This window comes from Streptomyces sp. NPDC006624, from assembly GCF_040611555.1.
In the GTDB taxonomy this organism is placed as follows: Bacteria; Actinomycetota; Actinomycetes; order Streptomycetales; family Streptomycetaceae; genus Streptomyces.
On sequence record NZ_JBEXOM010000005.1, the window covers coordinates 149,734 to 171,228 of the forward strand.

The 21,495-nt window shown below is 73.9% G+C and carries 17 protein-coding genes; 13 read left to right on the top strand and 4 right to left on the bottom strand.

The window, feature by feature from the left end; genetic code table 11:
* Positions 1–22: 22 nt before the first annotated feature.
* From ABZY20_RS11435 to ABZY20_RS11455, 5 genes are all read left to right on the top strand, one after another.
* Positions 23–1,621, top strand: coding sequence for a PucR family transcriptional regulator (locus ABZY20_RS11435; RefSeq protein WP_356439985.1), 1,599 nt, complete (start codon positions 23–25; stop codon positions 1,619–1,621).
* A gap of 155 nt (positions 1,622–1,776) precedes the next feature.
* Positions 1,777–2,619 (top strand): nitrilase-related carbon-nitrogen hydrolase, encoded by an 843-nt coding sequence (locus ABZY20_RS11440; RefSeq protein ID WP_356439987.1) that lies wholly within the window; start codon positions 1,777–1,779, stop codon positions 2,617–2,619.
* Between the two features lie 67 nt (positions 2,620–2,686).
* A complete protein-coding gene (hydA, locus tag ABZY20_RS11445; protein WP_356439989.1) occupies positions 2,687–4,090 on the top strand; it encodes a dihydropyrimidinase in 1,404 nt (467 codons plus the stop codon).
* Positions 4,091–4,101: 11 nt separating this feature from the next.
* Positions 4,102–5,124: a TIGR03842 family LLM class F420-dependent oxidoreductase gene (locus ABZY20_RS11450; RefSeq protein ID WP_356439992.1), complete on the top strand. Its 1,023-nt coding sequence runs from the start codon at positions 4,102–4,104 to the stop codon at positions 5,122–5,124.
* A gap of 138 nt (positions 5,125–5,262) precedes the next feature.
* On the top strand, positions 5,263–6,783 hold the full coding sequence (locus ABZY20_RS11455) for an NCS1 family nucleobase:cation symporter-1 (protein WP_356439994.1): 1,521 nt from the start codon (positions 5,263–5,265) through the stop codon (positions 6,781–6,783).
* Positions 6,784–6,808: 25 nt separating this feature from the next.
* Here the strand turns inward: ABZY20_RS11455 and ABZY20_RS11460 are convergent, their stop codons facing one another.
* Positions 6,809–7,477, bottom strand: coding sequence for a hypothetical protein (locus ABZY20_RS11460; protein WP_356439997.1), 669 nt, complete (start codon positions 7,475–7,477; stop codon positions 6,809–6,811).
* 275 nt (positions 7,478–7,752) lie between these two features.
* Between ABZY20_RS11460 and ABZY20_RS11465 the strand changes: the two genes are divergently transcribed.
* From ABZY20_RS11465 to ABZY20_RS11480, 4 genes are all read left to right on the top strand, one after another.
* The gene (locus ABZY20_RS11465) at positions 7,753–9,579 is read left to right on the top strand and encodes a gamma-glutamyltransferase (protein WP_356440000.1); all 1,827 of its coding nucleotides are present in this window, start codon (positions 7,753–7,755) and stop codon (positions 9,577–9,579) included.
* A 90-nt stretch (positions 9,580–9,669) separates the two neighbouring features.
* Entirely contained in the window at positions 9,670–10,515 is an 846-nt protein-coding gene (locus ABZY20_RS11470) for an inositol monophosphatase family protein (RefSeq protein ID WP_356440003.1), read from the top strand.
* A gap of 216 nt (positions 10,516–10,731) precedes the next feature.
* On the top strand, positions 10,732–12,141 hold the full coding sequence (locus ABZY20_RS11475) for an NAD(P)/FAD-dependent oxidoreductase (RefSeq protein ID WP_356440006.1): 1,410 nt from the start codon (positions 10,732–10,734) through the stop codon (positions 12,139–12,141).
* Positions 12,138–12,647 carry an O-acetyl-ADP-ribose deacetylase gene (locus tag ABZY20_RS11480; RefSeq protein WP_356440009.1) on the top strand — a complete coding sequence of 170 codons (510 nt, stop codon included), beginning with the start codon at positions 12,138–12,140 and terminating at the stop codon, positions 12,645–12,647. The genes ABZY20_RS11475 and ABZY20_RS11480 overlap by 4 nt, the downstream gene beginning before the upstream one ends.
* A gap of 16 nt (positions 12,648–12,663) precedes the next feature.
* On the opposite strand, the gene ABZY20_RS11485 is transcribed toward ABZY20_RS11480, so the two are convergent.
* Positions 12,664–13,497 (bottom strand): class II glutamine amidotransferase, encoded by an 834-nt coding sequence (locus ABZY20_RS11485; RefSeq protein WP_356440012.1) that lies wholly within the window; start codon positions 13,495–13,497, stop codon positions 12,664–12,666.
* A gap of 660 nt (positions 13,498–14,157) precedes the next feature.
* Here ABZY20_RS11485 and ABZY20_RS11490 point away from each other — a divergent pair.
* Both ABZY20_RS11490 and ABZY20_RS11495 read left to right on the top strand, forming a co-directional pair.
* Positions 14,158–16,836: a LuxR C-terminal-related transcriptional regulator gene (locus ABZY20_RS11490; RefSeq protein ID WP_356440015.1), complete on the top strand. Its 2,679-nt coding sequence runs from the start codon at positions 14,158–14,160 to the stop codon at positions 16,834–16,836.
* Positions 16,837–16,866: 30 nt separating this feature from the next.
* Entirely contained in the window at positions 16,867–17,064 is a 198-nt protein-coding gene (locus ABZY20_RS11495) for a hypothetical protein (protein ID WP_356440018.1), read from the top strand.
* A gap of 114 nt (positions 17,065–17,178) precedes the next feature.
* Here the strand turns inward: ABZY20_RS11495 and ABZY20_RS11500 are convergent, their stop codons facing one another.
* Both ABZY20_RS11500 and ABZY20_RS11505 read right to left on the bottom strand, forming a co-directional pair.
* The gene (locus ABZY20_RS11500; protein ID WP_356440021.1) at positions 17,179–18,588 is read right to left on the bottom strand and encodes a DUF2252 domain-containing protein; all 1,410 of its coding nucleotides are present in this window, start codon (positions 18,586–18,588) and stop codon (positions 17,179–17,181) included.
* Positions 18,585–19,190 (bottom strand): potassium channel family protein, encoded by a 606-nt coding sequence (locus tag ABZY20_RS11505; protein WP_356440024.1) that lies wholly within the window; start codon positions 19,188–19,190, stop codon positions 18,585–18,587. The genes ABZY20_RS11500 and ABZY20_RS11505 overlap by 4 nt, the downstream gene beginning before the upstream one ends.
* Positions 19,191–19,375: 185 nt before the next feature.
* Between ABZY20_RS11505 and ABZY20_RS11510 the strand changes: the two genes are divergently transcribed.
* Together ABZY20_RS11510 and ABZY20_RS11515 are read left to right on the top strand one after the other, a co-directional pair.
* Positions 19,376–20,041 (top strand): DUF308 domain-containing protein, encoded by a 666-nt coding sequence (locus tag ABZY20_RS11510; protein ID WP_356440027.1) that lies wholly within the window; start codon positions 19,376–19,378, stop codon positions 20,039–20,041.
* A gap of 51 nt (positions 20,042–20,092) precedes the next feature.
* Positions 20,093–21,436: a hypothetical protein gene (locus ABZY20_RS11515; protein ID WP_356440029.1), complete on the top strand. Its 1,344-nt coding sequence runs from the start codon at positions 20,093–20,095 to the stop codon at positions 21,434–21,436.
* Positions 21,437–21,495: the final 59 nt, after the last annotated feature.

Sequence of the window (21,495 nt, forward strand, 5' to 3'; positions counted from 1 at the left end):
CCCGACCAAGGGGAACGGCATCATGACCACCACCTCGGAGTCCCTGGGACCCGCGCTGTCGGTCCGTCAGGTCCTCGGCCTGGAACGGGTGCTGGCCGGGGAGCCCGAGGTGGTGGCCGGGGCCGGTCACCTCGACCGGCCGGTGCGCTGGGTGCACGTCGCCGAGGCCGCCGACGTCGGGGTGATGCTCAGCGGCGGCGAGATGATCCTCACCACCGGCGTGCTGCTCGCCGGAGACGAGGGCAAGCAGGCCGAGTACGTCCGGTCGCTGCACCGCGCGGAGGCCGCCGCCGTCGTCCTCGGACTCGGCCGCGCCTTCCCCGCCGCGCCGGACGTGATGCGCCGGGCGGCCGAGCGGTGCGGACTGCCCCTGGTCGTCCTGCACCGGCCCTTCCCCTTCGCGCAGCTGACCGAGGAGGTCCAGTCGCGGCTGGTGCGGCGGAAGTTCGCCGCCGTCAGCCTCTCCGAGGCCGTACGCACCGAACTGACCGCCCTGATCACCGCGGGCGCCCCGCTGCAGCGCCTGCTCGACGAGATCGCCCGGCACAGCGCCTGCCCGGTCGTCGTCACCAACCTCGCCCACCGCGTCCTCGGCACGGCGGGGGAGCGGCCGGCCGTGGACGACGTGCTGCGCGACTGGGAGCGCATCGCCCGGCAGGCCTGGGGGCACCGCCCAGGCCGCTCAGGCACGGGGGGCGGCACCGAGGGCGACGGCTGGATCCGGGCCGAACTGGGCGGGCGCGGGGAGCACTGGGGCCGGATCGTGCTGTGCGGCTATCGCGGCGACACCGCCACCGGGCGGCTGCTGGCCGACCGCGCCGCCGAGGCCCTCGTCCTGCACCGCATGCTCGGCGGCGGCGCGGCGTGCTCCTGGGAGGAGCAGTCCGCGCAGAGTCTGCTGACCGACCTGGTCAGCGGCGTCGTACCGGCGCGGCAGCTGCTGCCCCGGGCCCGGGCGGCCGGACTGCCCGTCAACCGGCGGACGTTCGTCCCGCTGGCCGTCCGCGACAAAGACCCCGCACGGCTGGAACGGCTGCTGCGGCTGCTCGGACTGTCCGGGCTGGTGGCCGAACTGGCCGACGGCGTCACGGCCGTGCTGCTCAGCCTCGCCCGTGACCAGGACGCGGGCGCTCTCGCCACGCACTTCGCGACCCGGCTGCGCACGGAGTCGGGCACGGACCGCACGGTCGTCGCGGCGGCCGAACCCCGGGCCGCCTGGGACGAGGTGCCCACCGGTCTGCGCGAGGCCCAGCACGTCGCGGACGCCGTCGCCGACTCCTCCGCCGCCCTCGACCTGCCCCCGGTCGTCCGCCTGAGGGACGTCCACCTGCGCGGTCTGATCCGCCTGCTGCGCGACGACCCGCACGTGCAGTCCTTCGCGGAACGGGAGCTGGACGGCCTGCTGTGCGCGGCGGACGAGGACCTGCTGTCCGTGCTGCGCACCTATCTCGCCACCGGCCGCAACAAGTCCCGCACCGCGCAGCTCCACCACGTCTCCCGGCCGGCGCTCTACCGCCGCCTGGAGGCCATACAGGTCCGGCTCGGGGTGGACCTCGACGACTTCGAGCAGGCCGCCTCGGTGCACATCGCCCTCCTCGCGCACGACGCGCAACAGCAGTGAAACACGCGACCACCTGGGACAACGGCGGTGAAACATGAGCCCGTTCGAGAGTGACACGGTGGCACGCCGCACGCCCCGGGACGTGACACGGTGCCACTCAACGACGACGTCCCGGCTTCCTAGGCTCACGGCACACCGAGCGACCGGAGGTCCCGATGAGCCGAGTGATCCGTGCCGCCGTCTTCCAGACCGCCTGGACCGGCGACAAGGAGTCGATGATCCAGGTCCACGAGCAGGCGGCCCGCGACGCCGCCGCGCAGGGCACCCAGGTCCTCTGCTTCCAGGAGCTGTTCTACGGCCCGTACTTCTGCCAGGTGCAGGACCCCGCCTTCTACGCGTACGCCGAGCAGATCCCCGAGGGCCCGATCGTCCGCCGCTTCCAGGCCCTCGCGAGGGAACTCGGCCTGGTGCTGGTGCTGCCGATGTACGAGGAGGAGCAGCCCGGCGTCCTCTACAACACCGCCGCCGTGATCGACGCGGACGGCTCCTACCTCGGCAAGTACCGCAAGACCCACATCCCCCAGGTGAGGGGCTTCTGGGAGAAGTTCTACTTCCGCCCCGGCAACTCCGGCTGGCCCGTCTTCGACACCGCGGTCGGCAGGGTCGGCGTCTACATCTGCTACGACCGGCACTTCCCCGAGGGCTGGCGCGCCCTGGGCCTCGCGGGCGCCGAACTGGTCTTCAACCCCTCGGCCACCTCCCGGGGCCTGTCCGGCTACCTCTGGCAGCTGGAGCAGCCGGCGGCGGCCGTGGCCAACGAGTACTTCGTCGGCGCGATCAACCGGGTCGGCGTGGAGGAGTACGGCGACAACGACTTCTACGGCACGTCGTACTTCGTGGACCCCGAGGCCCGGTTCGTCGGCGAGGTGGCGAGCGACAAGCAGCCGGAACTGATCGTCCGCGACCTGGACATGGCCAGGCTCCGGGAGGTCCGCGACCGCTGGCAGTTCTACCGGGACCGGGCGCCCGCGACGTACGGGCCGCTCACGGGCCTCTAGGGGCGCGGGTCCTGCGCGGGCAACCACCCACCACCGGCACGCACCGACCGAGGGGAGCGACCACGACATGAGCAGCCGTACAGTGATCCGCGGCGGCCTGGTGATCACCGCATCCGACGAGATCCACGCCGACGTCCTGATCGAGGACGGCCGAATCGCCGCCCTCGCCACCTCCCACACCCCGGCCGCGGCGGCCTTCACCGCCGACCGCACCATCGACGCCACCGGAAAGTACGTCATCCCCGGCGGTGTCGACGCCCACACCCACATGGAGCTGCCGTTCGGCGGCACCTTCGCCTCCGACACCTTCGAGACCGGCACCCGCGCCGCCGCCTGGGGCGGCACGACGACGATCATCGACTTCGCCGTGCAGAGCGTCGGGCACAGCCTGCGCGAGGGCCTCGACGCCTGGCACGCCAAGGCCGACGGCAACTGCGCGATCGACTACGGCTTCCACATGATCGTCTCCGACGTCGACGAGCACACGCTCAAGGAGATGGACCACCTGGTGGAGGAGGGCATCACCTCCTTCAAGCAGTTCATGGCCTATCCGGGCGTCTTCTACAGCGACGACGGCCAGATCCTGCGCGCCATGCAGCGCTCCGCCGGCAACGGCGGCCTGATCATGATGCACGCCGAGAACGGCATCGCGATCGACGTCCTGGTCGAACAGGCCCTGGCCCGCGGCGAGAGGGACCCGCGCCACCACGGCGAGGTCCGCAAGGCCCTGCTGGAGGCCGAGGCCACCCACCGCGCCATCAAGCTCGCCCAGGTCGCCGGGGCGCCGCTGTACGTCGTGCACGTCTCGGCGATGGAGGCGGTCGCCGAACTGGCCCGGGCCCGGGACGAAGGGCTGCCCGTCTTCGGCGAGACCTGCCCGCAGTACCTGTTCCTGTCCACCGACAACCTCGCCGAGCCCGACTTCGAGGGCGCGAAGTACGTGTGCAGCACGCCCCTGCGGCCCCGCGAGCACCAGGCGAAGCTGTGGCAGGGGCTGCGCACGAACGACCTCCAGGTCGTCTCCACCGACCACTGCCCCTTCTGCTTCACGGGCCAGAAGGAACTCGGCCGCGGCGACTTCTCCAAGATCCCCAACGGCCTGCCGGGCGTCGAGAACCGCATGGACCTGCTGCACCAGGCCGTCGTCGACGGGCACATCTCCCGGCGCCGCTGGATCGAGATCGCCTGCGCCACCCCGGCCCGGATGTTCGGCCTCTACCCGAAGAAGGGCACGATCGCCCCCGGCGCGGACGCCGACGTCGTGATCTACGACCCGCACGCCGAGCAGGTCCTCTCGGCCGAGACCCACCACATGAACGTCGACTACTCGGCCTACGAGGGACGGCGCGTCACCGGCCGGGTCGAGACGGTGCTCTCGCGCGGCGTGCCCGTCGTCACCGAGCGGGAGTACACCGGACACGCCGGGCACGGCGTCTTCACCCCGCGTTCCACCTGTCAGTACCTCAACTAGGAGTGGTGCGGATGGACTTCGGACTCGTCCTGCAGACCGACCCGCCGGCCTCGCGGGTGATCAGCCTGATGAAGCGCGCGGAACGCAACGGTTTCTCCCACGGCTGGACCTTCGACTCCGCCGTGCTGTGGCAGGAGCCGTTCGTGATCTACAGCCAGATCCTGGCCAACACCACGACCCTGAAGGTCGGCACGATGGTGACCAACCCGGGCACCCGCACCTGGGAGGTCACCGCCTCCACCTTCGCCACCCTCAACGACATGTTCGGCAACCGCACCGTCTGCGGCATCGGCCGCGGCGACTCGGCGATGCGGGTCGCCGGACGCAAGCCCAACACGCTGGCCCGCATCAGCGAGGCCATGAAGGTCATCCGGGCCCTCGGCAGCGGCCGGGAGGCCGACCTCGGCGGCGGCACCGTCGTCCGCTTCCCGTGGATCAAGCCGGACGCCCGACTGCCCGTGTGGATGGCCGCGTACGGCCCCAAGGCGCTGAAAATGACCGGCGAGGAGGCGGACGGCTTCATCCTCCAGCTGGCCGACCTCTACCTCACCGAGTACATGGTCAAGGCCGTGAAGGACGCCGCCGTCGCCGCCGGGCGCGACCCGGTGGAGGTGACCGTCTGCGTGGCCGCCCCCGCCTACGTCACCGAAGACGACTCGCCCGAGGCGCTGGCCCACGCGCGCGAGCAGTGCCGCTGGTTCGGCGGCATGGTCGGCAACCACGTGGCCGACCTGGTGTCCAGGTACGGCGAGCACTCGGCCGCCGTCCCCGACGAACTCACCGACTACATCAAGGCGCGCGAGGGCTACGACTACTCCCACCACGGCCGCGCCGGCAACCCCGACACCCAGTTCGTGCCCGACGAGATCGTCGACCGGTTCTGCCTGATCGGCCCCGTCGAGCGGCACATCGAGAAGCTGAACGCGCTGCGCGCGCTCGGCGTGGACCAGTTCGCCGTCTACGACATGCACGACGCGCAGGAGGCCGTGATCGACGCCTACGGATCCCGGGTGATCCCCGCCGTCAACGGCTGACCCCCTGCCGCCGCACCGCCTTCCGACTCCCCCTTCCCGGCGCCCCGGGAAGGGGGCCCAGGACGCCTCCCGAGCGCACCCCCCATCGGCATCACCCGCACGGCCATTCCCGTCCCACCTCCCCGATTGGCCCGGCCCATGACCGATACCGCTCCCACGGCCCCACCACCGACCACCCAAGTCACCCTCGCCGACGGGCGGGTGGAGATCGCCCCGGGCGCCCCCGCGCCCAGCGGCCCCTACGCCAACGCAGACCTGCTGCCCGTCCCCGTCGCCCAGCGCACCTGGACCACGTACAACTTCTCCGCGCTGTGGGTCGGCATGGCCCACAACACGGCCTCCTGGACCCTGGCCTCCGGGCTCATCGCCGTCGGCATGGACTGGAAGCAGGCGGTGTTCACCATCGCCCTCGCCAACGTGATCGTGCTGATACCCATGCTGCTCACCGGGCACGCGGGACCCAAGTACGGCATACCCTTCCCCGTCTTCGCGCGGGCCTCCTTCGGCATCCGCGGGGCCAACCTGCCCGCCGTCGTACGGGCGCTGGTGGCGTGCGGCTGGTTCGGCATCCAGACCTGGATCGGCGGCGAGGCCATCTACTTCCTGGCCGGGAAGCTGATCGGCGGCGGCTGGACGGACGCCGCGCGGGTCGGCGGCCACCCCTGGACCATGTGGCTGTCGTTCGCGCTCTTCTGGGCGCTGCAGGTCGTCATCATCCACCGCGGCATGGAGACCATCCGCCGCTTCGAGAACTGGGCCGCCCCCTTCGTGCTCGTCGGCGCCTTCGTGATGCTGTGGTGGATGAGCGACAAGGCGGGCGGCTTCGGACCGCTGCTCGACCAGCCCTCGAGGCTCGGCTGGGGCGCCGACTTCTGGACGCTGTTCGCCCCCGCCCTCATGGGCATGATCGGCTTCTGGTCGACCCTGTCGCTGAACATCCCGGACTTCACCCGCTACGGCCGGAGCCAGAAGGCGCAGACCTGGGGCCAGGCCCTCGGCCTGCCGACCACCATGACCCTCTTCGCGTTCCTGTCGGTGATGGTCACCTCCGGCTCCCAGGCCGTCTACGGCGAGGCCGTCTGGGACCCGGTGCAGCTCGCGGCGAAGACCGACAACACCGTGGGCCTGCTCTTCGCGCTGATCACCGTCCTGGTCGCGACCCTGTCCGTCAACGTGGCGGCCAACCTGGTCTCCCCGGCGTTCGACTTCTCCAACATCGCGCCCCGCCGCGTCAGTTTCCGCGCCGGCGCCCTCGCCACCTGCGTCCTCGGCGTGCTGATCCTCCCGTGGAAGCTGTACTCCGACCCGCAGGGCTACATCTTCACCTGGCTCGGCCTGGTCGGCGGGCTGCTCGGCACCGTCGCGGGCATCCTCATCGCCGACTACTGGATCCTGCGCCGCTCCCGGCTCGACCTGGCCGACCTGTACCGCACGGGCGGCCGGTACTGGTACACGGGCGGCTGGAACTGGCGGGCCGTCGTCGCCTTCGCGGCGGGCGGCGTGCTCGCCGTCGGCGGCGCGAGCTTCGAGCCGCTGATCGACGGCCGCCCCGTCCCGGCGCTCGCCGGTCTCGCCGACTACGGCTGGGCGGTGGGCCTGGGCACGTCGATGCTGCTGTACCTGCTGCTGATGGCGCCGGGCCGCCGCAGGACCGGCTGAGGCGGGCCGCCGCGCTGGGGAGCGCTCAGTCCTTCTCGCTCTCCAGCGCCGCCACCGCTTCCTTCGCGGCCTTGATGGCGCCCTTGTTGATCGTGTCCGTGTCGGGCGCCTTCTTCGACTCGAAGTCGCTGCCGTTGTAGGTGATCACCACGAGCGCGTTCGAGGCGCGGGCGACCACGACGCCCTCGCGGGTCTGCTGCTTGTCCTCGGTGGTGAGGTTCACGACCGAGTACGCGCTGTCGCCCAGACCGGGCACGGCCCCGCCGCCGCTCTTCTCCTCGAGGCGCGTCCGGTACGACTTCTCCGCCGCCTCGTCGGACGCCATGACCTCGTAGGACACGTCGAGCCAGCGGTAGTCGTACCCCTTGAGCGCGTTCCACGAGCAGGTGCGGCGCAGGTCGGAGTCCGTGGACGGGATCTCCTTGCCGGCCGTCCTGGCGCCCGGCACCAGCGACTCGATCGTCTTCTCGGCGACGCTCTCGCACGGGGCGGGCGCGGCCGTGTACGTCTTCGACACCGTCGCCGTCGACGGGGCGGAGGCCGACTGCGTCTCGGTCTTCTCCTCCGCCGGCTTGTGCTCGGCGGCCTGCGGCGCGGCGAGCGGACCGGACGACAGGGCCCAGCCCGCCACGGCGAGCACGGCCACCGGCGACAGGCGGGCGGTCAGGGCCAGGGGCAGGGACAGTGAACGCACGGCGCCCTTCAGGTGGGGGAACGGACGGTGCGGAACGGGTCCGCACGGCGGACGGGACGACAGTTTCACACGAGTCCCTGTGGGGCGGAAGAGCGAACTCGCTCCGTGCCCGCGCGGTGACGGTGGCTCGACGTCGGTGGTCGTGGTTTCGGTGGTTTGGGCGGCGCGTGGGCGCTTTGTGCCTGGTCGGGCCCGGCCCGCCACGAGGTTTCACCGTGGCCGCGACAAGGGCAGGGGGACCCGTGGCGCACGACGACGAGAGGTGACCGACCGCGATGTTCACGTCCCGCCCGACCCTGCAGGGCACCTTCGGCATGGTGTCGTCCACCCACTGGCTGGCCGCGCAGTCCGCGATGGCCGTCCTGGAGGACGGCGGGAACGCCTGTGACGCGGCCGTCGCCGGCGCCTTCGTGCTGCACGTCGTCGAGCCGCACCTCAACGGCCCCGCCGGAGAGGTGCCGATCCTGCTCGCGCCGGCCGACGGCCGGGTGCGGGTGCTGTGCGGGCAGGGCGTCGCCCCGGCCGGTGCGGGCGTCGCGCACTACCGCGGTCTCGGCCTGGACCTCGTCCCCGGCACCGGCCCGCTCGCCGCCGCCGTGCCGGGCGCCTTCGACGCCTGGATGCTGCTGCTGCGCGACCACGGCACCAAGTCCCTCGACGACGTCCTGAAGTACGCCATCGGATACGCCGAGCACGGCCACGCGCCCGTGGAGCGCGTCGGCGAGACCGTCGAGACCGTGCGCGCGCTGTTCGAGACCGAGTGGACCTCGTCCGCCGAGGTCTACCTGCCGGGCGGGAAGGCCCCCCGCCCCGGCGAGCTGTTCCGCAACCCCGCGCTCGCCGCCACCTGGAAGCGGCTGCTCGCCGAGACCGCCGGGGCCGGCGACCGGGAGGCGCGGATCGAGGCAGCGCGGCGGGTGTGGCGCACCGGATTCATCGCCGAGGCCCTCGTCCGGCAGGCCGCGCGCCCCACCCTGGACACCAGCGGCACCCACCACACCGGCACCCTCACGGCCGACGACCTCGCCGCCTGGTCCGCGACCTGGGAGACACCGGTCACGTACGACTGGAACGGCTGGACCGTCTGCAAGCCGGGTCCCTGGAGCCAGGGCCCGGTCCTCCTGCAGCAACTGGCCCTGCTCCCGCCCGAGCTGCCCCGCTACGGCTCGGCCGACTACGTCCACCTCCTGGTCGAGAACTGCAAGCTCGCCATGGCCGACCGGGAGGCCTGGTACGGCGACGCCGCCGACGTGCCCCTCGACGACCTGCTGTCCGACGCCTACAACGCGGCCCGCCGCGCCCTCGTCGGCGAGCGGGCGGCCCGGGAGCTGAGGCCCGGCAGCCCCGGCGGACGGACCCCGCGCCTGTCCGCGCACGCGCGCGGGGCGGCCCGCGCCCAGGAGCGCTTCGACGCCCTGGGCATCGGCGAACCGACCGTCGCCAAGCCCCCGACGTCCCCCGTGCCCGGCGAACCGCAGATCCTCTCCGACGGCACCACCCGCGGCGACACCTGCCACCTGGACATCGTCGACCGCTGGGGCACCATGGTCTCGGCCACGCCCAGCGGCGGCTGGCTGCAGTCCAACCCCGTGGTGCCCGAACTGGGCTTCCCGCTCGGCACCCGGCTGCAGATGACCTGGCTGGAGGAGGGCCTGCCCAGCTCCCTCGCCCCCGGCCGCCGTCCCCGCAGCACCCTGTCCCCGTCGATCGCGCTGCGCGAGGGCGTGCCCGTCATGGCGTTCGGCACGCCCGGCGGGGACCAGCAGGACCAGTGGCAGCTGCACTTCCTGCTGGCGGTGGCGCTGCGCGGCCCGGTGCGCGGCGGCCCCGACCTGCAAGGCGCGATCGACGCCCCGAACTGGCACAACGACAGCTTCCCGGGCTCGTTCTACCCGCGCGGCATGCTCCCGGGGAGCGTCACCGTGGAGGCCCGCACGGACCCGGACGTCGTGGCCGGGCTGCGGCGGCGCGGCCACGACGTGACCGTCGGCGCCCCCTGGTCGGAGGGCCGGCTGTGCGCGGTCGCCCGGGACCCGGAGACCGGCGTCCTGTCGGCGGCGGCCAACCCGCGCGGCATGCAGGGCTACGCCGTCGGCCGCTGACCGGCCCGCGGGCGCCGCTGTTCACCGCGGCGCCGCCCCCGCTCCACCCGGCGGGTGGGGTTTGTCAGTGGCGCGTGTTGTGATGGAGGGGTGATCGACAGCAACGAAACCATCGAAGAGTTTCTCGCACAGCACGCCCGTGACGTCGAGGACGCGGTCCGCAAGGCCGCGGCCGCCGAGATCATGCCGCGCTGGCGTCAGCTCGCCGCGCACGAGATCGACCAGAAGAGCGGCCCGCACGACCTGGTGACCGACGCCGACCGCAGGGCCGAGCTGTATCTGACCGAAGCCCTCGTCGACCTGCTGCCCGGCTCGGTCGTCGTCGGCGAGGAGGCCGTCCACGCCAACCCGGCGTCCTACGAGGCGATACGCGGCGAGGCCCCGGTCTGGATCGTCGACCCGGTCGACGGCACCCGGCAGTTCGTGCGCGGCGAAGCCGGGTTCTGCACCCTGGTCGCGCTGGCCCTCGGCGGCAGCGTGCTCGCGTCCTGGACCTACGCGCCCGCCCGCGACCGGCTCGCCACCGCCCAGCGCGGCAAGGGCGCCTACCTCGACGGGGAGCGGCTGTTCGCCGGTGTGCCCGAGCCCGGCCGGGACCTGCGCGTGGCCACCTCCCACCCGGACTACACGACGGACGAGCAGAAGCACGCCCTGCTCGGCCTGCGCACCGAGGGCCTGGCACCGCGCCCGTGCGGCTCGGCCGGGCTGGAGTACCTCGCCATCGCCCGGGGGCAGTTGGACGCCACCGCTTTCTCCTGGGAGGCGGCGTGGGACCACGCGGCCGGTCTGCTCCTGGTGGAGGAGGCGGGCGGCGCCCATCTGACCCGCACGGGCGAGCCGTTCCGCATCACCGGCGGCAACGCCCTGCCGTTCACGGCGGCCCGCGACGCGGCCACGGCCCGCCGGGTGGCGGCGCTGCTGGCGGGAGGGGCGTGACGTGACCGGGTGACGGGCGGGGCGTGACCGAGCGCGGGAGCCCGGAGCCCGGCGGCCGCAGCGGGGTGGTCACCCGGCGTGTGTGCCGGGTGGCCGGTGCGGCCGGAGGGCCGCCCTCCGCGGCGGACGTCACCCACGGCCGGTGACGGTCCGCCCCCGGGCATATCCTGACCATCAGTGGCCGTCGGCTGACGAAGGGGTCCGAAGGTGCCGTCGATGCTCGATGCCGTCGTAGTGGGTGCGGGACCGAACGGGCTGACCGCGGCCGTGGAGCTGGCCCGCCGCGGCTTCTCCGTCGCCGTCTTCGAGGCCCGGGACACGGTGGGCGGCGGATCGCGCACCGAGGAGCTCACCCTGCCGGGCTTCCGGCACGACCCGTGCGCCGCCGCACACCCGCTCGCGGTCAACTCCCCGGCGTTCCGCGCCCTGCCCCTGCAGCGCTACGGACTGCAGTGGCTGCACGCCGAACTGCCCATGGCGCACCCCTTCCCGGACGGCACGGCCGCCGTGCTCTCCCGGTCGGTCGGTGAGACGGCCGCCTCCTTCGGGCCGCGCGACGCCGGCACGTACCGCAGGCTGGTCGAGCCCTTCCTGCACAAGTGGGACGCGCTCGCCCGGGACTTCATGTCCCTGCCGCTCACCGCACTGCCCCGCGACCCGGTCACCCTCGCCCGCTTCGGCCTCGTCGGCCTGCCGCCGTCGACCTGGCTGATGCGCCGCTTCCGCGACGAACCGGCCAGGGCGCTGTTCGCCGGGCTCGTCGCCCATGTCATGGCCCCCCTCGGCGGATTCGCCACCGGCGCCGTCGGCCTGGTCTTCGCCCTCGCGGCGCACGCCCGCGGCTGGCCGGTCGCCCGCGGCGGCTCCCAGGCGATCGCCGACGCCCTCACCGCCCATCTTCGCGACCTGGGCGGCAGCGTCCACACCGACTTCGAGGTCAAGCGCCTCGACGACCTGCCGCCCGCCCGGGCGTACGTCTTCGACACCTCGCCCACGGCCCTGGCCCGCATCGCCGGTTTCGGCGACCACTACGCCGGCTACCGCTACGGGCCGGGCGTCTTCAAGATCGACTATGCGCTGGACGGGCCCGTGCCGTGGACCGCGAAGGAGGCGCGTGCCGCCGGCACGGTGCAGATCGGAGCCGACCGCGCGGAGATCGGCGCCGCCCTGAACGCGGCGTCCCGCGAGAACCGCGCCCCCGACAAGCCGTTCCTCATCACGGTCCAGCCGAGCGTCGTCGACCCGACCCGGGCCCCCGAGGGCAAGCACGTCTTCTGGGCGTACGGACACGTCCCGAACGGCTGGACGGGCGACCTCACCGACGCCGTCGAGCGTCAACTGGAGCGCTTCGCCCCAGGATTCCGCGACCGGGTGCTGGCCCGCGCCACCGCCGGACCGCGCGAACTCGCCGCGCGCAACGCGAACTACGTCGGCGGCGACATCGCCTCCGGAGCGGCCTCCGGTCTCCAGCTCCTGCTGCGCCCGAAGCTCACCCTCTTCCCCTACCACACGCCCCACCCGGCCGTGTTCCTCTGCTCGTCGGCGACCCCGCCGGGCCCCGGGGTCCACGGGATGTCCGGGCACAACGCGGCGAAGGCCGTCTGGAAGCGACTGAGGCAGACGTGACCACCATCGAACTGGCCCAGGGCGACATCACCCGCGAGCGCGCCGACGCCATCGTCAACGCCGCCAACTCCTCGCTGCTGGGCGGGGGAGGGGTCGACGGAGCGATCCACCGGCGCGGCGGCCCCGCCATCCTCGACGCCTGCCGCACGCTGCGGGCCTCGCGGTTCGGCAAGGGCCTGCCCACCGGCCGGGCGGTCGCGACCACCGCGGGCGACCTGGACGCCCGCTGGGTCATCCACACGGTCGGCCCCGTGTACAGCGCCACCGAGGACCGCTCCGGGCTGCTCGCCTCCTGCTACCGCGAGTCCCTGCGCGTCGCCGACGAACTCGGCGCCCGCACGGTCGCGTTCCCCGCCATCTCCACCGGCGTCTACGGCTGGCCCATGGACGACGGCGCGCGCATCGCGGTCGAGACCGTACGGGCGGCGGACACGGCGGTCGAGAAGGTCAGGTTCGTGCTCTTCGACCGGCAGGCGTACGAGGTGTTCGCCGCGCGGCTGGGCTGAGGCGGCCGGGGCCGGCTCAGACGGGCTCCGGCTCGAAGTGCCGCAGCACGTCCCGGCCGGTCTGGACGACGCCGTAACTGCTCTCCGGCACGGCGTTCCACACGCCGGGGAGATCGCCCAGCGGCTCCGACACGATCAGCCGGGTCTCGTCGGAGATGTGCCGAAGGAACGCGATGTCGGGGTGCAGGGCCCGGATGTCCTCGACCTGGCTGCTGTAGTACAGCGTCCGTGACTCCCCGCCGCTGGAGTAGCGGAAGAACCACATCCGTTCGCCGTCGGTCACGGCGATCGTCATCTGGAGCGGATCGGGCACGCCGTGCTCGTGGCCCAGCCGCTCGACGAGCCCCGCCATCCGGGCCACCGCGCCGGGCGGGTCGCCGTCCAGGCCGAAGGTCAGAGCCACGTGGAACATCACCTCGGAGTCCGTCGTGCCCTCAAGCGACGAGAACAGGTCCGGGTCCACGGCCATCATGAGGTCCCGGCGCAGGGCGGAGTAGCCGCTGATCGCCCCGTTGTGCATCCACATCCAGTGTTCGTGGCGGAAGGGGTGGCAGTTGGTCTGCTGCACGGCCGTGCCGGTGGAGGCGCGCACGTGCGCGAAGAACAGCGGCGAGCGGACGTGGTCGGCGATCTCCCGGAGGTTGCGGTTGCTCCAGGCCGGTCCCGTGTCACGGACGACGGCCGGGGTGCGCAGGTGCCAGGCGTACCAGCCGACGCCGAACCCGTCGCCGTTGGTGGTCTCCACGCCCATCCGCGCGTGCAGGCTCTGGTCGATCAGCGAGTGCTTCGGGCGGTAGAGGATGTCGTCGAGCAGTACGGGGGTGCCCGAGTAGGCGAGCCAGCGGCACATGATCGGTTCCCCTGTTCCGAGCCGCCCCGGCGCTGCCGTGCGGCTCCGTGAGCGATGGCGTCTCCCACGCGCCGCCGGGCGGACGACGCGTACCGTCCCAGCGAACCGCGCCGGGTGGGGCGGCCACATCGCCCGCCACGGGTGGTCACGGCCGACACGTGCGAGCACGCTCCGCCCCATCGGGCTGCCGGGTTGCCCGGCCCGCCCGGGGGGGGTGTGGCGCGGCTTGGCTCGTGTGCGGTTGCCCGCGGGAGTGTGGCGCGGCTTGGCCCGCTCTCGGCTTGCCGCGGGGGTGTGGCGTTGCCTGGCCCGGGTGGGCTTGCCGCGGGGCGGCCGCCCTGCCGGGCCCGCTCCCGGCTGGTCGTGGGGCTGTCGCCCCGCTCGTCCGCCGCCCGGGCATCTGACCTGCCGCCCCGCTCGTCCGCCGCCCGGGCAACTGACCTGCCGCCCCGCTCTCCCGCCGCCCGGGCATCTGACCTGTCGCCCTGCCCATCCGCACTCGCCCGCCCCTGGCCTGCGGTTCTCCCTCGCCCGCACCCCGCTCCTCATCCCTGCCCCCGGGCAGCCCTCCCCGCTCGCACATGCGTCTGAGCGTCGATGCTGCGAACCTGGAGACGAGCGTTGTTCGTGATCCGGCGGACGGTGAGCGGTGGTGAGCCTATGGCCGGGACGGGCGAGATCGACGTGGAGCCGCCTCCGGCGGGCGTCGACCCTGTGGGCGAGACATTGCTGCGCACCCGATTCGCGGTACCGAAGCGTCCCGGCACCTTCGTACGGCGGGCGCGGCTGACCCGGCACCTGGACCAGGCGCTCGGCACACCCCTGACGGTGGTCAACGGGGCGGCCGGGGCCGGCAAGACCCTGCTGGTCGCCGACTGGGCCGCGGGGCTGCGCGACCCCGTCGTCTGGCTCACGGCCGACACCGCCGACCAGGCGCCCGGCATCTTCTGGGCCTACCTGCTGGAGGCGCTGCGCGCCGCCGGGGTCCCCGTGCCGGGCGAGGCGGGCCGCCCCGCCGAGGGGAGCCGCGTCGACCGGCAGACCCTGGCCCGCGTCGCCGCCGCCCTGGAGCGCCGCGACCGCCCCACCGTCGTCGTCCTCGACGAGTTCGACCGGGTGACCTCGCCCGAGACGGCGGAGCAGTTGCGGTTCGTCCTGCAGTACGCGGGACGAGGCCTGCGCCTGGTCCTGGTCACCCGCACGGAACCCCTGCTGCCGCTGCACCGCTACCGGGCGTCGGGCGAGATGACGGAGATCCGCGACGCGGAGCTGGCCTTCACCTCCGAGGAGGCCCAGGAACTGCTGTCACGCCACGGCCTGCACCTGCACGCGACGGCTGTGCGGGCCCTGGTCGAGCGGACCGAGGGCTGGGCCGCCGGGCTGCGGCTGTGCGCGCTCGCCGCCCGGCAGAGCACGGACCCCGACGCCTACGTCAAGCAGTTCGAGGCCGACCACAGCGCCGTGGCCGACTTCCTGTTGGCCGAGGTGCTCGCCCGGCAGGCACCCGGCACCCAGGACCTGCTGCTCAGCATCAGCGTCCTGGACCGCTTCTGCCCCGACCTGGTCAACGCGCTCACCCTGCGCGCCGACGCCGGGACCGTCCTCGCCGCCCTGCACCGGGACAACGCGTTCGTCCACTACCTCGGACAGTCGTGGTACAGCCTGCACCCGCTGTTCGCGGAGATCCTCCGCGCCCACCTCCGGGAGCGCTCGCCCGGCCTGGAGCCGGAGCTGCGCGGCCGGGCCGCCCGGTGGCTGCGGCGTTCCGGAGCGCTGCGCGAAGCGCTCGTGCAGGGCGCCGCGGCGGACGACTGGGAGTTCACCGCCCGCGCCCTCGTCGACGACCTCGCGCTCGGCCGGCTCTTCACCGGCCTGCGCTCCGAGGACCTGGCCGGCCTGTTCGCGCGGATGAGCCCCGACGTCACCGGCCCGGCACCAGACCTCGTCCGCGCGGCCCGCGAACTGGCCCGTCGCGACCTCGAACACGCCCTGCCCCCGCTGCGCCGGGCCGGGGAGGAACTGGCCCGGGACGAGACCGCGCCCGCACCCGTCCGGCTCGGATTCGCCCTGCTGGAAGCCCTGGCCGCCCGGCTGACCGGCTCCCCGGCCCGCGCGGAGTCCGCCGCCGAGCAGGCCCGGCTCCTGCGGCAGGACGTGCCCGCGCGGCTCCTCGACGAGCACCCGGAACTCACCGCCCTCCTCCTCACCCACCTGGGAGCCGCCCGGCTGTGGGCCGGACGGTTCGACGACGCCCGGGCCACCCTGGCGGCGGTCGCCGGACGCCCGGGCGGAGCGGACATGGCGCTGCCCCGGTGGGACGCCCTCGGCCATCTGGCACTGATCGACCAGCTCAACGGCTGGCCCGGCCGGGCGGAGCACAAGGCCCTCGCGGCGGCCCTCCAGGCGGAGCGCTACGGCCTGCCCCGGCGGCCCGGCGCCGGACTCGGGCCCGTGGTCCTCGCCGCCGTGCACATCGACCGCGACGAACTCGACGAGGCCCAGGCACTCCTCGACGAGGCGGCGCCCGCCGGGCCGGCCGAGGACCCGGTGGTCGCCGCGGGCCGGGCCCTCACCCGGGGACGGCTGCTGCTCGCCCGCGGGGACGCCCGGGCCGCGCTGGCGGCGGCGGACACGCCCGTACCGGCGGCCGAGAGTTCACCCTGGGTGCGGGACCAGAGCGCCCTGCTCGCCTCCGCGGCCCACCTGGCCCAGGGACGTCCCGGCCCGGCCGGAAAGGCGGTGGAGCGACTCGCGCACCACCGTACGGCCGGCGCGGTCCAGACGGCCCGGGCCCGGCTCGCGGAAGGCCGCCCCCACGAGGCGCTCGCGATCGTCGGCAACCTGCCCGGGGACGACCGGCCCGGCCCCGCGGTGACCGTCCGCGCCACGCTCGTCCACGCCCAGGCCGCTCACGACACCGGCGACCCGGCCCTCGCCCGCCGCCTCGTGGCCCGCGCGCTCCTGGACGGACGGCGCGAACAACTGCGCCGGCCGTTCCTGGAGGCCGGCCCCTGGATCCGCCCGCTGCTCGGCACCGGCCGGCTGCGGGAGCTGGCCGGCGGCTGGCTCGTCCTGGACCCGGACCGGTCCCGCGCCCCGCGCGACCCCGGGGCCGCCCCGCCCGCCCGGGTCCCGGCCCTGGCCGTGGAGGAGCTGAGCGCGCGCGAGCGGGACGTCCTGCTCGCGCTGGCCGAGATGATGTCGACCGAGGAGATCGCCGCCGAACTCCACGTGTCCGTGAACACGGTGAAGACCCACCTCAAGAGCATCTACCGCAAGCTCGCGGTGAGCCGGCGCGCCGACGCGGTCCGCCGCGCCCGCGACCTGCGGCTGCTGTGAGCCCTGCGGTATCACGCCCGGGAGCAGCACATGCAGTACGAGATCCGCGTCGACGGGCAGATGTCCGACACCCTGGCCAAGGTCTTCCCGGAGCTGGACCACGTGGTGATGGCCGGTCAGACCGTGCTGTTCGGCCCCGTGGTCGACTCGGCGCACCTGTACGAGCTGCTGGCCCGCTTCCAGTCGCTGGGGCTGCGGGTCGTGGAGATGCGCCAGCTGCCGGAGTGACCCCGGCCGGGCGGAGCGACACCGGCCGGGCGGAGCGACACCGGCTTCCGTCACGCCCGGCGCCCGACGCCCGTCACGTCCGTCACGTCCGTCACGCCCCGTCCCTCGCGGCCCTTACAGAGACGCCGTGCTGACCCTGCCGGAGCGCGCCGCCGCGCCGAGCGCCTCGAAGTCCCGCTCGTTCTGGTCGGCGTAGGCCTGGGCGAACAGGACGAGCGCGCGGTCGAAGCGGTCGCCGCCGCCCAGATAGGCCGCGATGGCGATGGGGTCGCCGGAGCGGGCGTGGGCCCGGGCCAGACTCGCCCCGCACAGCCGCGCGAACAGCCGGAGCATCCCGGGGGCCATGGTCTCCGGACGCGCGATGCCCTTCCAGTCGCGCAACTGCCTTACGTAGAAGTCCCGTTCGTTCCCGTCGAGGCCCACGGCGTGCGTCCAGCCCAGCAGGATGTCGCTGGTCGTCTGGATCAGCCGCTGCCCCGCGACCACGCGGCGGCCCTCGTTGTCGTAACGGATGCCGTCGGTGTGCGGCGCGAGCACCGACTCCTGGGCCTCCTTGGCCTGGAGCAGCAGCGGATCGTCGTCGTCCCGGCCGAGCATGAGCACGATCCAGCAGCGGGTGCCGACACTGCCGACGCCCACGACCTTGCGGGCGATGTCCACCAGCCGGAACCGGCGCAGCAGATGCCGCCGCTCCGACGACAGGGAGCGGGCGTAGCCGTCCAGGACGTTCTGCAGTTCCCTCTCCTGCGCGTGCGAGGCGGAGCCCGTCAGCAGGTCCCGCAGCGGGGTGATCAGCGGCGGGTCCGGGGCGATCAGCCGGCCCCCGGGGGTGGCCGCCGTGAGTTTCGCGTAGGCCTGGAGGTGGGTGCGGGTGCGGGCCTTCGCCGTCGCCTCGGCGGTGCGGCGCCGCACCTCCTTGGTCATCGACGCGGCCATCAGCTCCCGCATGCGGTCGGCGTCGTCCTGCGCGTACCAGATGTCCAGGGTGCGCATGCCCGCGAACTCCCGCATCCGCCGCCGGTACGCCTGGACGCAGGTCCGCACCGCCCTGTCCTGCTCCTCCGGCGTGAAGCCGGCGGCCCGTCCGGCGATGGCGAAGCTGGCCGCGAGCCGTTTCACGTCCCACTCGAACGGGCCGGGCAGCGTCTCGTCGAAGTCGTTGATGTCGAACACCAGATGGCGCTCGGGCGAGGCCAGCAGCCGGAAGTTCAGCAGATGGGCGTCCCCGCAGAGCTGGACGCGCAGCCCGGTGTCGGCCCGGGCCCCGAGATCCGCCGCCATGATCGCCGCGGCGCCCCGGTAGAAACGGAACGGGGACTCGAGCATGCGGCCGTAGCGGATCGGCACCAACTCCGGGACGCGCGTCGCCGACTGGCGCTCCACCACCTCGACCGGGTCGAACCGGCCCGGCCCCGGCTCGAACCCGGCGTGCGACGAACGCGGGGAGCGCCGCCGTGCGTTGCGGCCCTCGGCGGCCCGCTCCGCGGGGGACAGGAAACCGGTGGTGGAACTCGCTGCGGTCATGGTTCTGTCCTCCGGTCGCGAGGGGGGTCCTCCGGGTGCCGGCCCTGCCGGCGCAGACTCGCCCGCACGGCGCCGGCGAGGATCTTCGCGGCGATGCCGACCAGCATCAGGCCGCCCGCCATCTGCAGCATGGCCAGCACCCGCCCGGTCTGGGAGCGGGCCACGATGTCCCCGTAGCCGACGGTGGCGAACGTGGTGAGCGTGAAGTACAGGGAGTCCGTCTTGGTCAGCGGCTCGCTGAACGAGCCCGGAGTGGTGTGCTCGACGAGGAAGTAGGAGCTCGCGAACAGCAGCAGGAACGGCGCCAGCGTCGTGGCCAGCGCCTCGGCGGCCTTCAGACGGGGATGGGACGACCGCACGATGGCCCGCACCTCCCACCAGAAGACCACCACGACCAGCAGCAGGCCGCTCGCGAGCACCACCTCGTCACCGGGCGTCAGACGCCGCCCGTCCAGGGGCAGCACGTAGTAGACGGCGACGAGTCCGGCCGCGATGAGCGCGGGACGCACCAGCGCGATGATCGCCGCGCGCCGCCGCGCCCCCGGCTGCCGCAGGTGGCGCTTGAAGTCGTGCCCGATCGGGTCGCCCGCTGGTTGGTTCATCTCTCATGTCTCTCCTGTGCCCGGCCCGCGGGCAACCGGTGCGCGCTGACTACCACCTCAACGCCGCGTGCCCCGGCCACGGATCACCCGCCGCGGGTGACCCGGCGCCCGGCGGCCGCCGCGACGCTGGTCCGAGGGCCCGCCGCCTGCGGCGGTCCGGGAGCGCCCCGCCCCCAGGAGGAACCATGACCGCCTCGCCAGGCCGGACACCGCACCCCGGCGCCGGGTACGGGCCCGGAGCCCCCGGACCCGCCCGCGGGGCGGATCCCGCGCAGGTCCTGACGACCCTCGGGCGGTCCTGGACCTGGCTCCTCGCCTCGGCCGTCGCGACACTCGTGCCGGGCGTCCTGCTGCTGGTCTGGCCGGAGGCGACCCTGCAGGTCGTGGCGGTCCTCGTCGGCCTGTACCTGCTGGCCGCCGGGGTGTTCCGGTTCGTCGAGACCTTCGCCCGGATCGAGCAGGGCCACCGCCTGCCCAGTCTCCTGCTGGCCGTGCTGTTCGTCCTGGCCGGGGTGCTGTGCCTGCGCAATCCGCTGCAGACCATCACCGCGCTGTCCCTGATCGTCGGACTGGTCTGGCTCGTGTCCGGCATGCTGACGCTCTACACCGCCCTCGCCGCCACGGACCTGCCGCACCGCGGCTTCGTCCTCGGCGTCGCCGTGCTGGCCCTCGTCGCGGGCGTCGTGGTGCTGGCCCTGCCCGCGGAGTCGGCCCGGGCGCTGACGCGACTGCTCGGTCTGTGGCTGGTGCTGCTCGGACTCGCCGAGGCGGGGCTGGCCTTCACCTGGCGGGCCGCGCTGCGCGGAGCGGGCGTCGCCGGCGCGTCCCGCAGGCCCCCCACGACCACCTGACCCCGGTGGACGCGGCCCCGGGCCGCGCCGTCCGCCCCACGAGGAGGTGCCATGGCCCCGACCGGAGCATCCGCCCCGCCCCCTTCCGGTGGGTCCGGGGCGTCCGGCCGTGTCCTGAGCGCGCAGGAGCAGGCCGAGTACGACCGGCTGCGCCGGGCCGCGCGGGTACGGCACCGCCGAGCGCGCGGCGCGGGCGCCGGTGTGCTGCTCGTGCTGGCGCTGCTGCTCGCGCCGCTGGCCGTGGTCGCCTTCTGGGTGGACGACGAGGTCTCCGACACCGGCCGGTACGTGCAGACCGTGGCGCCGCTGGCGTCCGAACCGGCCGTCCAGGACGTCATGATCGAGCGGCTGACCGACCGTGTGGTGGCCAACGTGAACGTCGAGGCGGTCACGGACGCCCTCACGAAGGCCCTCCTGGACGCCGGCGCCCCGCCCGGCGTGGCCGAGGCCGCCGAGAACCTGACCGTACCGCTGCGTTCCGCCGTCCGGGGCGTCGTCGAGGGCGTCGTCACCCGCGTCGTGACGAGCGACGCGTTCCAGCAGGCGTGGGAGACCGCCAACGAACGGGCGCACTCCGCCGTGGTGCACATGCTCACCGGGTCCGGCGAGGGCCCGCTGCGCGTCTCCGGCGACACCGTGCAGCTGGATCTGGGGCCCGTGGTCGACGAAGTGCGTACCCGTCTGGTCGACGCGGGCCTCGGCCAGGCCGCGGCCATCCCGGACACGGACCGCGCGGTCACGCTGTTCCGCACCGAGGAACTGTCCACCGCGCAGGACGCGATGCGGCTGCTGGACGTCGTCGGCACCTGGCTGCCCGTGCTGACCGTGGTGCTGGCCGGACTCGCCGTGTGGACCGCTCCCCGGCACCGGCTGACGCTGCTGATCACGGCCGTAGGCGTCGGCGTGATGATGGTGCTGCTGCTGGTCGGGCTCGCCGTCGCCCGGCGGGTCTACCTCGACGCGGTGCCGGCCACGACCCTGCCCCCGGACGCCGCCGCGGTGATCTACGACACCTTCGTCCGCTTCCTGCGCGACAGCACCCGCACCCTCCTGGTGGTCGCCGTGATCACGGCGCTGGCCGCATACCTGTACGGCCCCGGCCGGGCCGCCGTCGCCGTGCGCGGGTTCGCCCGGCGCGGCACCGCGGCCGCCGGCCGGGGCCTGGCGCGCGCCGGGGTGCGCACCGGTGCGCCCGGGCGCGCCCTTGCGGCGCACCGCCCGTGGACCACCGGCGTCGTCGTCGGCGCGGGCGTCCTGACCCTCCTGCTGTGGAACCACCCCACGGCCGGCGCGGTGGCCCTGGTCGCCGGCCTGGTCCTGGTGGTCCTGCTCCTCCTGGAGACACTCGCCGCCACAGCCACAGCCACGGGCCCCACGCTCACCCGCCCCGGGTGAAGCAGCCCGGCCCCGCCCCGCGCAGGCTGGAAGTGCCCGGGGAACCACTGCCGGGCGGA